Raw genomic sequence first — 14,375 nt, 5'->3', positions numbered from 1 at the left:
AACAGGAGCCGGCAGGTCGAACATGAACCTTCATCTCGAAGCGGACGACGATCCGCGCACCCGCCAGTTCATCGACGAACACAACGCGCTTTCGGACGCGGCATTGCGAACACCCGAATTCGTCAGGGATCGCGACGCCATCCAGGCGCTGATCGAGCGGCAGGACAGGCTGATCGTGCCGATGCGCCGCGGTGCGTGGCTGTTCGATTTCCGGCAGAGCAAGGACAATCCTCTCGGCGTCTGGCTCCGTCTGCCTGCCGACCAGCAGCCGCTGGCGGACGCCGATTGGGAGCCGGTCTTCGATCTCGATGCCTTCTGCGTCAGTGAAGGCAAGCGCTGGAACTGGCGCGGCGCCGTCACCTGCCCGTGGGAACCGACGCGGGTGCTGCTGACGCTTTCGGACGGCGGCTCCGATCTTCTCCGGCTGCTCGAATTCGACGCCGAGAGCAAAGAGATCGTCGAGGGCGGTTTCGATACCCCGGCAGCACGATCGCATGCCAATTGGCTGAGCCGCGACGAGATCTGCTATTTCGGCTCCATCGACCGATTTTCGGCGACCCGCTCTGGATGGCCGCGCGTCGGGCGGCGATTGAAGCGCGGGCAGCGGCCGGAAGAGGCCGCCATCATGTTCGAGGCCGCCGACGAGGACGTCTACGGCTACAATCTCGTCATCGACCCAGCCCTGTCGGGCGCTTCGGCGGATGCTGGCTTGATCGACATTTTCGTCGCCAGCCATGAGATCGGCGTCGCAAGCGCGTTCCTGATCGCCGAGGACGGAAGCCAGCGGCGCATCGATCTGCCGAAGGAAGCCGATTTTCACTTCAATCACGATCATTGCCTCTGGCGGGCAAAGACCGATGAGCGCGTTCCCACCGGCAGCCTTGTGCTGCAACGCTTCGATCCCAGTTCGGAGACAGATCCACTCGGGCCTGAGCGGATCCTGTTTCAGCCTGGCGAAGGCCAGTCGATCTCGCAGCTGATGCTGATGCGCGAGTGGTGCGTCTTCATCATCTCCGATCGGCTGCGTCCGCGTCTCATGGTGCTGGACTTGACGAAGCCTGATGCCGAACAGCACGAGATCGCGCTGCCTCTGGACATGCAGACGGCTCATTTCAGGCCGCTCTATGCGGACCTGCATCTCGGCGACGATACGCTCTGCATCATCGGCCAGGGCTTCCTGCAGCCGCCGGCCTGTTACCGCCTGGAGCTGTCGGATCGCGGCAGGCAAGCCGAGCCGATTTTCCTCGCCGCGGCGCCCAGCTATTTCGATGCGGCCGATATGTCATCCGAGCTGTTGGAAGCGGTTTCCGATGACGGAACCAGGGTTGCCTACCGGCTGGTCTTGCCGAAGCAATGGACCAAGGGCGCGCTGCCGGTGCTGCTTTACGGCTATGGCGGCTTCGATGTTTCGCTGTCGCCGAACTATTCCGGCGTGACCGGACTCTGGCTGGAACAGGGCGGCGCCTATGTGCAGGCCTATATCCGCGGCGGTGGTGAATTCGGGCCCGACTGGTATCGCAGCGCCAAGCGGCTGGGGCGAGACCGGGCGTTTGCCGATTTCGTCGCCATCGCCCGCGATCTCGTCGCTCGCGGCTACACCGTGCCGTCGCGCATCGCCTGCCAGGGCGGCAGCAATGGTGGTCTGCTGACCGGGGTGATGCTGACGCGTTACCCGCACGATTTCGGCGCCGTCTGGTGCCAGGTGCCGGTGCTCGACATGACACGCTTCCACCTGTTCAGCGCAGGACAGGCCTGGATGGACGAATATGGCGATCCGGAAATATCAGCGGATCGGGATTTCATGCTCGGCTACTCGCCGCTTCACAATGTCGAGCCGGTAACCGAGGTCACCTATCCGCCAATCTATATCGAAAGCTCCGCCAATGACGACCGGGTGCATCCCTCGCATGCGCGCCGCTTCGCCGCGCGGCTGGAGGAAGCCGGACACCGGCCGTTCTTTTATGAGTTCGGCTCGGGCGGGCATGGCGGCGACGGTAATTCGCACGAGCGCGCCGCCCGGGCGGCGATGGGTTACAGCTTCCTTCGCCAAACTATCATGCGGTAGATGGCCCGTCATGCGGTAGGATAGAAGACAATGAAGGGAGAGCTTGTCGGCGCTCTCCTTTCTGCTAAAAGAAGCGCAATAAATCATACTTTTCACAGGCTCGAGCGAAACCATGTCCCCAATCAACCTCGCCATCGTCGGCGTCGGCAAGATCGTCCGCGACCAGCACCTCCCTTCCATCGCCAAGAACGCCGATTTCAAGCTCGTCGCCACGGCAAGCCGCCATGGCACGGTCGAAGGCATCAACAGCTATACGACGATCGAGGCGATGCTCGACGCCGAGCCTTCCATCGATGCCGTCTCGCTTTGCATGCCGCCGCAATATCGCTACGAGGCCGCCTACAAGGCGCTCGCTGCCGGCAAGCATGTCTTCCTGGAAAAGCCGCCCGGCGCAACATTGAGCGAAGTGGCCGATCTCGAGGCGCTTGCCGCCAAGCAGGGCGCGTCGCTGTTTGCCAGCTGGCATTCGCGCTATGCGCCGGCCGTTGAGGCCGCCAAGGCGTTTCTGGATTCGACGACGATCAAAAGCGTGCATGTGATCTGGAAGGAGGATGTCCGCCACTGGCACCCGAACCAGGACTGGATCTGGCAGGCAGGCGGCCTTGGGGTTTTCGATCCCGGCATCAACGCGCTGTCGATCGTCACCCATATCCTGCCGCGGCTTTTCATCACCGGGGCCGTGCTCGAATTTCCCGAAAACCGCGATGCGCCGATCGCTGCCGACATCCATTTCCGCGACGCCGACGGCCTGCCGGTTCATGCCGAATTCGACTGGCGCCAGACCGGCAAGCAGAGCTGGGACATCGTCGCTGAAACGGCGGCCGGCCAGATGGTTCTCGCCGAGGGCGGCGCCAAGCTTTCCATCGACGGCACGCTGACTTTCGCCGAGCCGGAACAGGAATATCCCTCGCTCTACCGCCGTTTCGCCGAAATCGTCAAAGCCGGCACCTCGGATGTCGATCTGGCGCCGCTGCGCCACGTCGCCGACGCCTTCATGCTCGGCAAGCGGAAGTTCGTCGACGCGTTCCACGACTGAGCGACTTTCACCGGCAGATGCCATCGCACCTGCGCAATGCTAAGGTAGCGGCACCAAAGCGTATCGCATCAAACTTGATTGATGCGATACGCTTGTTTTATGCATATCGTTATCCCCGGACCGCTGCACATTTCCGGGGCGCCATGCATTAACAATCGAAGGCCGTTCCATGCAGCAGCAGGATGAATGGTTTGGATTGGGCGTCCCGCATCTGACGGTCAGGCTTTCCGACCCGAATGCGAAATGGCGCGAGGCCTATCTGCTGGAGGAGGCCAGGATTCGCGATGCGCTTGGGCCCCTGTTACTCGATATCCAGCATTTCGGCAGCACCGCCATTCCAGGCATCAAGGCAAAACCGATCATCGACATCCTGGTTGGCGTCCCGCGGCTCGAAGATGGGCTTGCCTGTATCGGGCCGATGGAAAAGATCGGCTACGACTATGCCGGTGCGGATATGGTGCCTGACGACCATATCTTCGGCCGAGGCGTCGTCGGCGAGACGCGCACGCATCTCGCCCACGTCGTCGAATATCAAGGTTTTAACTGGAGGCGGAACATTTTCTTCCGCGACAGGCTGCAGAACGACCCCACGCTCGCGCTGGCCTATGAGGAGCTGAAGATCGGCCTTGCGCAGAAGTTTGCCGAGAGCCGCGCGGCCTACACCGGCGCGAAGAAGGAATTCATCGACAAGGTTCTTGCCGAAGCCGGTTTGGCCTGAAAATATTCAAGCCTTCTTCTCCCACCGCCCTTCCGGCGTCTGCTGCCAATAGGTGAGGTTATGCCCCTCGCCTTTCAACTTCTTCCATTGCGCCCGGGCGGCCTCCAGCTGTGCCTGGTCGTGACCGTCAAACATGAAGACGACGCGTTCATAGGCATCGACCGGCGGCGGCTCGGCGCCGTCGATGATGAAACGCACTGTGGCAGCATTGGCATTGCCAGGTGTCACCGTCAAAAGCACCGGCTGGCTTTCGGCGAAATCGCCCTCGTCGGTGCCGTGCGGCAGGAAGCTCTCCTCGCGGAACGTCCAGAGATGCGCGTCGAGAGCATCACGCCGCGCTGCCTCGCTCGTCTGGACGGCGACGCGCCAACCGCGCTCGACGCTTTTGTCGATCAGCGGCGGAAGCGCATCTTCCAGCCTGGTTTCGGTCAGATGATAAAAGAGAACGTCGGTCATCAGGATTCATAATGGGCGCGGACGAGTTCGTCGAGCAGGCGCACACCGAAACCGGAACCCCAGGACTGGTTGATCTCGTCCTGAGGCGAGCCCATCGCCGTGCCGGCGATGTCGAGATGTGCCCAGGGCGTATCCTGCACGAAGCGCTTGATGAAATGCGCAGCGGTGATCGAGCCCGCCTGTCGGCCGCCGGTGTTCTTAATGTCGGCGAACTTGCTGTCGATCAGCTTGTCGTAGTCCTTGCCGAGCGGCATGCGCCAGAGTTTCTCGTTTGTGGAAAGGCCGGCCGCCGTCAGCTGGGCGGAAAGCTGGTCGTCATTGGAAAACAGGCCGGCATGCACATTGCCGAGCGCCACGACGATCGCGCCGGTCAGCGTGGCGAGATTGATCATGAACTGCGGCTTGAAACGGTCGTTGCAGTACCAGAGCGCATCGCAGAGCACGAGACGGCCTTCGGCATCGGTATTGATCACCTCGATCGTCTGGCCGGACATCGAGGTGACGATATCGCCGGGACGCTGGGCGTTGCCGTCAGGCATGTTCTCGACCAGGCCGATGACGCCGACGGCGTTGACGGCGGCCTTGCGCGAGGCGAGCACATGCATGAGGCCGGTGACGGCCGCGGCGCCACCCATATCGCCCTTCATGTCCTCCATGCCGGCGGCCGGCTTGATCGAAATGCCGCCGGTATCGAAGACGACGCCCTTGCCGATGAAGGCGACGGGACGATCCTTGGCTTTGCCGCCCTTCCACTGCATCACCGCCAGGCGCGGCGGGCGCACCGAACCCTGGGCAACGCCAAGAAGGGCACCCATGCCGAGACGGCGCATCTCCTTCTCGGTCAGGATCTCCACGTCGACGCCGAGCTTTTCCAGTTCCTTCGCCTTGGCGGCGAACTCGACGGGGCCGAGCACGTTCGGCGGTTCGTTGACGAGGTCACGGGCAAGATTGACGCCGCCGGCGATCGCTTCGGAATCGGCAAACGCCTTCTTGGCACCGGCCGGATCGGCGGTGACGATCGTTACTTTGACGGATTTCGCCGCCTTTTCCTCGTCGTCGCCCTTCTTCGTCTTGTAGGTATCGAAACTATAGGCGCGCAGCAGCATGCCGAGCGCAAAATCGGCCGCTGCCTGCGCGCTCACCTGAAGGCCGGGCACGTCGATGAAGACGGCGGCCTTGTCGGTATTCTTGACTCTCGCCGCCGCAGTCCCGCCGGCCTTGAGCCAGTCATGGGCATTGAGATCGGCGGCCTTGCCAAGCCCGATGACGACGATGCGTTCGACGGGCGCACCTTCGGGAGCGACAATATCGAGCGCGCCCATGGATTTCGCGGAGAATCGGGCGATCCGAGCAGCCTTGGCAATTACGCCGGCCGGATCGACTGTTTCGGCGCCCGCAGGACTGTCGGCGTCGGAGGTCTTCAACAAGATCGCCAGGCCGCCATTGAGCTTTGCCGACTTTGAGAATGAAATTTCGAACTTTGCTGACATGTCTTCTCCGCTGGGATTCTATGAAATCCGTCCCCGGCGGATAATTTCGCGTTTGGCGGGTCTGTCAATGGCTGGCGACAATTGTTATGGTCGCCCGCGGCCATAACGGCCCTCATGTTTTCGTCAGTTTCGTAGATATTCGCGTTGACAGTTTTTTCGAAAAATCCATGGCGGAGCCCGGCAATCCGCCTGCCGAAGACGACTTTCGGCGCATTCATGTGGCTGTTCTGGACGTGGTGGGCGCTGCTTGCCGTCTTCCGCGCCTTCCCCGGAATAGACATCTATTTTTCCCAGCTTTTTTTCATGAGTGCAGATTGCGACTTGGCTGCCGCCGCCGGAAGCATCTGCGGTGGCTTCCCCTATCGCGACTCGGGGGACTTCGATCTGCTGCGCACCATCTTCTTCCGCCTGCCCTATGTCGTGGCGATCGTGATGGTGTGGAAACTCATCGAATGCTACCAGCAGCATGGCGCAACCTTCAACACCGAGCGGGCGGGCAAGCTGAAAGTCGCGCTCGGAACGCTGCTGATCGGACCGGTGCTGCTCGTCAACGTCGTCCTGAAGGAACATTGGGGTCGGCCGCGGCCGATACAGACGGACATTTTCGGTGGTGCGCTGCATTTCGTCGAGGCAGGGTCGATGGCCGGAAAATGCGTTTCGAACTGCTCATTCATCTCGGGCGAGGCAGCAAGCGCCGGTTGGCTTTTCTGCCTTCTGCTCTTCGTTCCGAAATCCCTGCGTTATGCACTGGCGGCACCCGTGGTGGCGATCTCGATCCTGACGCCCGCCATGCGGCTATCCTTCGGCGCACACTACCTTTCCGACGTCGTTCTCGGATGGCTTTCGTCGCTTGTCGTCTTCGCCGCGTTGCTGGCGTTAACTGAGTCGCAACAGCATCAAAAAAATTCTGAAAATTGAATGAATTTTTGACACCGGCTTGTCGCAAAACCGCGACAAAGAGCGTAGAGGGATTCTCCTGCAAAGCCGTTTGGGCGTGCAGGTGCTTTCAAGGGCAGGCATGAAACTACTCGAGACATACATATTGCGGCGCGTCGGCCAGATGTTTCTCGTGGCGCTCCTGCCCGTTCTGGCGATCATTTGGACGACTCAGGTTTTGCAGCGCATCAACCTGGTCACCGACAGCGGCCAGTCGATCGGCTCGTTCGCCAAGCTCGCGACGATGATCCTGCCGTCGATCATTCCCGTTGTCCTGCCCTTCGCCCTCGTTATCGCGATCACCCAGACGCTGACGACGATGAACAATGATTCCGAGCTCACCGTCATCGACGCGGCCGGGGCGCGGCGCAGCGTGCTGATCCGTCCGATCCTGCTGCTGGCCGCGGTCGTCAGCGTCTTTTCCTTCTTCGTCGACAACGTCGTCGAGCCGCGCGCAAAGACTGTCGTGCGCCAGATGATCGCCGAGACCTATGCCGACCTGCTGTCTTCGGTGATCGAAGAAAAGACCTTCCGCAAGCTTGATGAAGGCCTGTATGTGCAGATCTCGAAGCGGATGGCCGGCCGCATGCTGAAGGGCCTTTTCGTCGCCGACGAGCGCGATCCGGCCTACGAGCTGATCTATTATGCGAAGGAAGGTGCCGTCGACGATACCGGCACGACGCTGATCATGCATGAGGGCGAAGTGCACCGCAAAACGCCCGACGGCAATGTCTCGGTGATCAATTTCGATTCCTATTCTTTCGACCTCTCTGATATGACCGAGAATCGCGGCCAGGCGACGCTGCGCGCCAGTGACCGTGATCTGTGGTTCCTGATCAATCCGGATCCGGCCGACAAGGATTATACGATCCGACCGCAGAGCTACCGCGCCGAACTGCATCGCCGGCTGACGGACTGGATCCTGCCTGTCGTCTTTGCGCTGTTTTCCCTGGCAATCGCCGGCGATGCGCGCTCGCACCGCGAAGCGCGGCTGCATCCGATGGTGAGCGCGCTCGCCTATGCCTTCGCGCTGCGATGGGCGGCATTCTACGCGGCCAATCAGATCGACACCGATCCTGAATATATCGCCGTTCTCTATGCCATACCGATCGGCAGCAGCATCGTTTCGATCGTCTTCCTCGGCCTGCACAAACGACTGGCCATACCGTCGTTCATTCGGGACCGAGTGTCGTCTTTCTGGAGACGGATGCAGGAGAGGCTGCTTGCCGCGACCGGCAGGACCGGCGGAGACGCCGCCCAATGATATTCGGGACATTGTCGCGTTATTTCTTTCGCCGCTACCTGGTGACGATGGGCTGGTTCCTGATCGGCGTCTCGGCGATTTCTTTCCTGCTCGATTTCAGCGAGACGGCCGGTCGCATGTCCGGCCTGCCCGGCTACACGATCGGCGGCGGCATCCTGATGACCGCCGTGCGCCTGCCGCTGATCCTGCAGCAGACGGTGCCGTTCATCGCGCTGTTCGTCGGCATGACGGTGCTGATCGGGCTCAACCGCAAATATGAGCTCGTCGTCACCCGCGCCGCAGGCATTTCGGTCTGGCAGTTCATGTTCCCCTTCATCGCCGGCTCGCTGATACTGGGCCTGCTGACGATGACGGCGCTCAACCCGATTGCCGCTTGGGGACAGCGCCAGGCGCTGCTCGTCGAGTCCGACTGGCGCGGCGAAAACGCGGTTTTGCGCAAGGCGCCGCAGATTCCGTGGCTGCGCCAGATCAGCGGCCGCGACGATGTGATCATCGGCGCCCACACGGTTCAGGAGAACGGAACCAAGCTGATCGACGCCGTGTTGATCCATTTCGATTCACGCGGCCAGGTCATTCTGAGACAGGACGCCGCGACGGCAAAATTGGAAGATGGTTACTGGCAACTTAACAACGTTGTCGAGCGCAAGCCTGGCGAAATCCCCGTGCGTAAAGCTTCGCTTCAACTTCGCACCAATCTGAAACAGGACTTCGTCCAGGAGCGGCTGACGGCGCCGGAAACAATTGGTTTCTTTGACCTTTCCAACCGCATTGCCGCGGCCAAATCCTTCGGTATCTCGACCAAGGCACTGGAGACGCAATTCAACTCCCTGTTGTCCCAGCCGTTGCTGCTGGTGGCGATGACTTTCATTGCTGCAACAGTGTCCCTAAAATTTAGCCGGTTCAACCAATCCCGCTCCGTGATTCTGGGTGGCATCCTTTCGGGCTTCATGCTTTATGTCATCACCGTGCTTGTAAAGGCATTCGGAAGCAGTGGAGTTGTGCCCCCCTTCGTGGCGACGTGGATACCGGTGATCGTCGCGCTGGCGTTGGGTGCGACTATTCTGCTTCATCAGGAGGACGGCTAGTGGCGGCAGGCGACCGCAAGTATTTTAGTAAACAGTTGGTTGCCCTGCTCGTCGGCGCGACTCTAAGTTCCTATTTCGGCAGTGCTGCGGTCTCCTACGGCCAGGCCAGCGCGCCCGACCAAACGATTGGAAAGAATATTCCTGAAGGGGCCAAGCTTCTGCTTTCGGCCAATGAACTCGTCTATAATCGTGACGCCGATCTGGTGTCGGCGGTCGGCGGCGTGCAGATCAACTATGGCGGCTATAAAATGGTCGCGCAGAAGGTCGAGTACAATCAGAAGACCGGCCGGATGATGGCGCTAGGCAATGTCGAGCTGGTCAGCCCGGACGGCAACCGCATCTATGCCGACAACCTTGACGTGACCGACAATTTCGCCGACGGGTTCCTGAACTCGCTGCGCATCGAAACCGCCGACAATACCCGTATCGTCGCCGAAAGCGGCGAGCGCATCGGCGGCACGAAGATGATTCTGAACAAGGGGGTCTACACCGCCTGCCTTCCCTGCGCCGAAGATCCAAAGCGCGCGCCATTCTGGCAGGTCAAGGCCAAGCGGGTGATCCAGAACGGCGTGACGCACACGATCCGTCTGGAGAGTGCACGCTTCGAGCTGCTCGGTTATCCGATCGCCTTCCTGCCTTTCATCGAAGTTCCCGACAATACGGTGAAACGCAAGTCGGGCTTTCTCTTCCCGACGATGAGCCTGTCGCAGAATCTCGGCTTCGGACTCTCCATTCCTTATTATTACGTGATCTCGCCGAGCATGGACGCGACGGTCACCACCACCGGCTACACCGCCCAGGGCTTCCTCGTCGAAGGCGAATTCCGCCAGCGCTTCGAAAACGGCACGCATATCCTGCGCGTTGCCGGCATCGACCAGGCGAAGCCCGGCAATTTCAGCTCCGGCACCAGCGATGCCGAAGCCAGCCAGCGTGGCATGGTGACCTCGAAGGCTGAATTCCGCATCAATCCGCGCTGGACGTTCGGCTGGGACGTCATGATGCAGAGCGACAACAATTTCTCGAAAACCTATAAGCTGAAGGACCTCAGCGGCACGGATCGCACCAACCAGATCTACCTGACGGGACTTGGGAAACGCAATTATTTCGACATGCGGGCGTTCTATTTCGACGTCCAGGATGCCGACCGGACGAACACGGCCGAAAAACAGCAGGCGATCGTCTATCCCTCGCTCGACTATCACTATGTGGCGCCGCAGCCGCTGGCCGGCGGTGAACTGTCGGCTGATGTCAACCTGACGAATATTTCGCGCACCCATGACGACTTCTATACTGTCGACGGCTTCGACCGCTTCCGCGGTCTGAAGGGACAGACCTCGCGCCTGACGGCCGAACTGCAGTGGAAGCGTACCTACGTCACGCCGACCGGCCTGGTGATCACACCGCTGCTGGCTGCGCGCGGCGACGCCTTCGCGCTCAATATGGACGACCCAACGGGTTACAACGGCAATTATCTCGACGACAATTCCGCCACCCGCTCGATGTTCACCGCCGGGCTGGAGGTGCGTTATCCGATCCTGATGACGACGGAGAACAGCACCCATATTCTCGAACCGATCGCGCAGATTTATGCCCGCCCCGACGAGCAGCTCGCCGGCCGGCTGCCGAACGAGGACGCGCAGAGCTTCGTCTTCGACGCCACCTCGCTTTTCGATCGCGATAAATTCTCAGGCTACGACCGCGTCGAAGGCGGCACCCGCGCCAATCTCGGCGTCCAGTATACCGGCACGTTCGACAGCGGCTACAAACTGCACGGCATCTTCGGCCAATCCTATCAGATTGCCGGCCAGAACTCCTTTGCAACCGACGACCTCGTCAATGTCGGTGCGGACTCGGGCCTAGAGACCGACCGCTCCGATTATGTCGGTCTTGGCGGCGTCGAAACACCCTACGGCGTTTCGGTCGCGGCCTCCTATCGCCTTGACGAGAAGGATTTCGAGTTCCGCCGCGGCGATCTGACGACGGCCTACCAGAACGATACCTTCCAGACGCAGGTGACCTACACCCATCTCAGCGCTCAGCCGGCATATGGCTTTGCCGAGGACAACGACGAGATCCAGACTAACAGTAGAATCAAGTTCAAGGATTACTGGTCGATCTTCGGCGGCATCGCCTGGGATCTGAACAATGATGTGCTCAGCCGCCGGACGCTCGGCCTCACCTACGAGGACGAATGCACGATCTTCACGATCGCCTATACGGATACCCGGGACTCCGACGACGAGTCGGCCAGCGACTGGACGATCGGCGCAAGGCTGACCTTCCGCACGCTCGGCGACATCAAGATCGGTACAGACACCCTGCAATGACTGGCGGCCGGCGCAAACATGGCCTGAAGCCATTCTTTCGCCGTATGCCTGTGCAGGACATTGCCGCCAGTCGATATCTGAGGCATAGGGGTTTCGCGCCGTGACGGAAGCGATGTCCGCGTGTCTCGCACTGTGGTAAAAAACGCCGCGAACACCGTCTCGCGGCGCTATCGGGAGGTCAACAGATGATTGACGCGAAAAAAGCCATAACCAAGTTCCTCGCGGGGGCAGCGCTTGCCTTGCTGACGGGTGTTGCCGCGCCAGCATTTGCCGCAAGCGAGGTCAAGGCCGTGGTCAACGGCACCGCCATCACCAGCGGCGACGTCGCCAAGCGCCAGGCCTTCCTGCGCCTGCAGCACACCAAGGCCGATGCCAAGGCTGCCGAGGAGCAGTTGATCGACGAGACGCTGAAGCGGCAGGAGGTCGCCCGTGTCCATATGTCGGTTTCGCAGCAGGACGTCGACGCGTCTTTCGCCCGCTTTTCGAGCGGCAATAAGCTTTCCGTCGAGCAGATGTCTCAGATCCTCGATCGCGCCGGCGTCGGTGTCGACCATTTCAAAGGTTTCATCGCCGTACAGATGAGCTGGCCGCGGGTGGTCAACGCCCGCTATGGTTCGACCTCGCGGCTGTCGAACTATGACCTCGTTTCGCGCATGATGCAGAACAACAAGCAGAAGCCGGTCACAACAGAATATATGCTGCAGCAGATCATCTTCGTCATTCCGCAAGCCAAGCGCAACGCCATCACCGGCAAGCGCAAGGGCGAAGCCGAGGCGTCGCGCTCGAAATTTCCGGGCTGCGACCAGGCAAAGGTCTTTGCGGCGACGATGCGCGACGTTTCCGTGCGTGATCTCGGCCGTATGCTCGCCCCCGAGATTCCGCCGGATTGGAAGCCGCTGGTCGAGCAGGCCAAAGGCAATACGACGGGAACCCGCGTCACCGACAAGGGCGTCGAATATCTGGCGATCTGCAGCCAGCGCCAGGTTTCCGACGACCAGGCGGCCGAAATGGTCTTCCGCCAGGAAGATCTCGGCAAGACCAAGGCCGACAAGGACGCCAGCCCGGAAAACGAAAACAGCAAGAAATACCTGGATGAACTGCGCAAAAAGGCGCAGATCGCCTATCGCTGACCTGCGATGACGATACCGTTTTCGCGACCGCTTGCGCTGAGCCAGGGCGACCCCGCCGGCATCGGGCCGGATATTACGCTGATGGCCTGGCTCCGGCGGCGCGAACTCGGGCTGCCGCCTTTCTTCCTGATCGGCGATCCCGATGTCTTGGCGTTGAGAGCCCGCCAGCTCAACCTTTCGGTTTCGATCCGCGAAACGGATAAAGCCGGCGAGGCTGCCGGCATGTTTGCCGACGCGCTGCCCGTCATGACGGTGCCTGCCGGTATCGAGGTGGTTGCCGGCGAGCCGCATGCGGCAACGGCGAAGGGCACGATCGCGGCGATCGAAAAAGCCGTGTCGCTTGTCATCGGCGGAGAGGCGCTCGCGGTCGTCACCAATCCGATCGCCAAGGCCGTGCTCTACGAGGCAGGTTTCCGCTTTCCCGGCCACACCGAATTTCTCGCCGATCTCGCCGCCAGGGCGACCGGCAGGCCGGTGACGCCTGTGATGATGCTGTCAGGACCGAAGCTTCGGGCCATTCCCGTCACCATCCACATCCCGGTCCGGGACGTGCCGCAGGCGCTGACAAGCGAGCTGATCGTGGAAACCTGCCGGATCGCCCATGAAGACCTGAAGCAGCGCTTCGGCATTGCGGCGCCGCGACTGGCGGTCGCCGGCCTCAACCCGCATGCGGGCGAAGGCGGGACGATCGGCAGGGAGGACGAGGATGTCATCCGCCCGGCGATCGAGCGCCTGCGCGACGAGGGCATCGATGCGATCGGCCCCCTGCCCGCCGACACGATGTTCCATGACGAGGCGCGGGCGCGATATGACGTTGCCGTCTGCATGTATCACGATCAGGCGCTGATCCCGGCCAAGGCACTCGGTTTCGACGACAGCGTCAATGTGACGCTCGGGCTTCCATTGGTCCGCACCTCGCCGGATCATGGCACCGCTTTCGGCATTGCCGGCAAGGGACTGGCGCGCGAGCAGAGCCTCGTTGCGGCGCTGAAGCTCGCCGCCCAGCTCGGCCGCAGTGCGGAAAGCCACCGCTGATGGCAGCACTCGATGGCCTGCCGCCGCTTCGCGACGTCATTCAGCGTCACGGCCTCGATGCGCGCAAGGCGCTCGGGCAGAACTTCCTGCTCGACCTCAACCTGACGCAGAAGATCGCCCGGACGGCGGGCGCGCTCGAAGATGCCACTATCTTCGAGGTCGGCCCCGGCCCCGGCGGACTGACGCGGGCAATCCTGGCGCTCGGCGCCAAAAAGGTCATCGCCGTCGAGCGGGACACACGCTGCCTGCCGGCGCTCGCCGAAATCGCCGATCATTATCCCGGCCGGCTGGAGGTGATCGAAGGCGATGCGCTGAAGACCGATTTCGAGGCCTTGGCGCCGGAAGGCCCGATCAAGATCATCGCCAACCTGCCCTACAATGTCGGCACGCAGCTTTTGGTGAACTGGCTGCTGCCGAAAGCCTGGCCGCCATTCTGGCAGTCGCTGACGCTGATGTTTCAGAAGGAAGTCGGCGAGCGAATCGTCGCTTGTGAAGACGACGATCATTACGGCCGCCTCGGCGTACTCTGCGGCTGGCGGACGGAGGCCCGTATGGCCTTCGACGTGCCGCCGCAGGCCTTCACGCCGCCGCCGAAGGTAACCTCGACGGTCGTGCATCTGACACCCCGCGACAACCCCATCCCCTGCGCTGTCGGCAATCTTGAAAAAGTGACGCAGGCGGCCTTCGGCCAGCGCCGCAAGATGCTGCGCCAGAGCCTGAAACCGCTCGGCGGCGAGAGCCTGCTCGTTAAGGCCGGGATCGATCCGGCCCGGCGGGCGGAAACCTTGTCGGTCGAGGAATTCTGCCTTCTGGCAAACAGCCTGTAGAGCGCC

Annotated in this window: 12 protein-coding genes; 10 read left to right on the top strand and 2 right to left on the bottom strand. The window is 61.5% G+C overall.

Annotated features, from left to right (window positions below; genetic code table 11):
* Window positions 1-22 precede the first annotated feature (22 nt).
* From RLEG4DRAFT_RS16535 to RLEG4DRAFT_RS16525, 3 genes are all read left to right on the top strand, one after another.
* Window positions 23-2,065, top strand: coding sequence for a prolyl oligopeptidase family serine peptidase (locus tag RLEG4DRAFT_RS16535; protein WP_003578366.1), 2,043 nt, complete (start codon window positions 23-25; stop codon window positions 2,063-2,065).
* Window positions 2,066-2,177: 112 nt separating this feature from the next.
* A complete protein-coding gene (locus tag RLEG4DRAFT_RS16530) occupies window positions 2,178-3,101 on the top strand; it encodes a Gfo/Idh/MocA family protein (protein ID WP_003578364.1) in 924 nt (307 codons plus the stop codon).
* 169 nt (window positions 3,102-3,270) lie between these two features.
* Complete coding sequence (locus tag RLEG4DRAFT_RS16525) at window positions 3,271-3,819, top strand: GrpB family protein (protein ID WP_003578362.1); 549 nt, start codon at window positions 3,271-3,273, stop codon at window positions 3,817-3,819.
* Window positions 3,820-3,825: 6 nt separating this feature from the next.
* Here the strand turns inward: RLEG4DRAFT_RS16525 and RLEG4DRAFT_RS16520 are convergent, their stop codons facing one another.
* The gene (locus RLEG4DRAFT_RS16520; protein WP_003578360.1) at window positions 3,826-4,275 is read right to left on the bottom strand and encodes a DNA polymerase III subunit chi; all 450 of its coding nucleotides are present in this window, start codon (window positions 4,273-4,275) and stop codon (window positions 3,826-3,828) included.
* Complete coding sequence (locus tag RLEG4DRAFT_RS16515) at window positions 4,275-5,765, bottom strand: leucyl aminopeptidase (protein WP_003578358.1); 1,491 nt, start codon at window positions 5,763-5,765, stop codon at window positions 4,275-4,277. Before RLEG4DRAFT_RS16515 ends, RLEG4DRAFT_RS16520 begins: the two co-directional genes overlap by 1 nt.
* Window positions 5,766-5,909: 144 nt before the next feature.
* On the opposite strand from RLEG4DRAFT_RS16515, the gene RLEG4DRAFT_RS16510 reads away from it, so the two are divergent.
* From RLEG4DRAFT_RS16510 to rsmA, 7 genes are all read left to right on the top strand, one after another.
* The gene (locus RLEG4DRAFT_RS16510) at window positions 5,910-6,683 is read left to right on the top strand and encodes a phosphatase PAP2 family protein (RefSeq protein ID WP_037093790.1); all 774 of its coding nucleotides are present in this window, start codon (window positions 5,910-5,912) and stop codon (window positions 6,681-6,683) included.
* Window positions 6,684-6,783: 100 nt separating this feature from the next.
* Complete coding sequence (gene lptF, locus RLEG4DRAFT_RS16505) at window positions 6,784-7,965, top strand: LPS export ABC transporter permease LptF (RefSeq protein WP_003578354.1); 1,182 nt, start codon at window positions 6,784-6,786, stop codon at window positions 7,963-7,965.
* Window positions 7,962-9,050 (top strand): LPS export ABC transporter permease LptG, encoded by a 1,089-nt coding sequence (gene lptG, locus RLEG4DRAFT_RS16500; protein ID WP_003578352.1) that lies wholly within the window; start codon window positions 7,962-7,964, stop codon window positions 9,048-9,050. Before lptF ends, lptG begins: the two co-directional genes overlap by 4 nt.
* The gene (locus RLEG4DRAFT_RS16495) at window positions 9,050-11,377 is read left to right on the top strand and encodes an LPS-assembly protein LptD (protein ID WP_003578351.1); all 2,328 of its coding nucleotides are present in this window, start codon (window positions 9,050-9,052) and stop codon (window positions 11,375-11,377) included. Before lptG ends, RLEG4DRAFT_RS16495 begins: the two co-directional genes overlap by 1 nt.
* A 185-nt stretch (window positions 11,378-11,562) precedes the next feature.
* Window positions 11,563-12,507 (top strand): peptidylprolyl isomerase, encoded by a 945-nt coding sequence (locus RLEG4DRAFT_RS16490; protein ID WP_003578350.1) that lies wholly within the window; start codon window positions 11,563-11,565, stop codon window positions 12,505-12,507.
* Between the two features lie 6 nt (window positions 12,508-12,513).
* Complete coding sequence (pdxA, locus tag RLEG4DRAFT_RS16485; protein WP_003578349.1) at window positions 12,514-13,542, top strand: 4-hydroxythreonine-4-phosphate dehydrogenase PdxA; 1,029 nt, start codon at window positions 12,514-12,516, stop codon at window positions 13,540-13,542.
* Window positions 13,542-14,369: a 16S rRNA (adenine(1518)-N(6)/adenine(1519)-N(6))-dimethyltransferase RsmA gene (rsmA, locus tag RLEG4DRAFT_RS16480; RefSeq protein WP_003578348.1), complete on the top strand. Its 828-nt coding sequence runs from the start codon at window positions 13,542-13,544 to the stop codon at window positions 14,367-14,369. The genes pdxA and rsmA overlap by 1 nt, the downstream gene beginning before the upstream one ends.
* Window positions 14,370-14,375: the final 6 nt, after the last annotated feature.

The organism is Rhizobium leguminosarum bv. trifolii WSM2297 (assembly GCF_000271845.1).
Note: the sequence above shows the minus strand (reverse complement) of the source record. Positions and strands in the feature narration are given on the sequence as shown.

Excerpts from the sequence above, each read along its gene's own strand:
- RLEG4DRAFT_RS16535 (WP_003578366.1), top strand. The coding sequence starts at position 23 with ATGAACCTTCATCTCGAAGCGGACGACGATCCGCGCACCCGCCAGTTC.
- RLEG4DRAFT_RS16530 (WP_003578364.1), top strand. The coding sequence starts at position 2,178 with ATGTCCCCAATCAACCTCGCCATCGTCGGCGTCGGCAAGATCGTCCGC.
- RLEG4DRAFT_RS16525 (WP_003578362.1), top strand. The coding sequence starts at position 3,271 with ATGCAGCAGCAGGATGAATGGTTTGGATTGGGCGTCCCGCATCTGACG.
- RLEG4DRAFT_RS16520 (WP_003578360.1), bottom strand. The coding sequence starts at position 4,275 with ATGACCGACGTTCTCTTTTATCATCTGACCGAAACCAGGCTGGAAGAT.
- RLEG4DRAFT_RS16515 (WP_003578358.1), bottom strand. The coding sequence starts at position 5,765 with ATGTCAGCAAAGTTCGAAATTTCATTCTCAAAGTCGGCAAAGCTCAAT.
- lptF (WP_003578354.1), top strand. The coding sequence starts at position 6,784 with ATGAAACTACTCGAGACATACATATTGCGGCGCGTCGGCCAGATGTTT.
- lptG (WP_003578352.1), top strand. The coding sequence starts at position 7,962 with ATGATATTCGGGACATTGTCGCGTTATTTCTTTCGCCGCTACCTGGTG.
- RLEG4DRAFT_RS16490 (WP_003578350.1), top strand. The coding sequence starts at position 11,563 with ATGATTGACGCGAAAAAAGCCATAACCAAGTTCCTCGCGGGGGCAGCG.
- pdxA (WP_003578349.1), top strand. The coding sequence starts at position 12,514 with ATGACGATACCGTTTTCGCGACCGCTTGCGCTGAGCCAGGGCGACCCC.
- rsmA (WP_003578348.1), top strand. The coding sequence starts at position 13,542 with ATGGCAGCACTCGATGGCCTGCCGCCGCTTCGCGACGTCATTCAGCGT.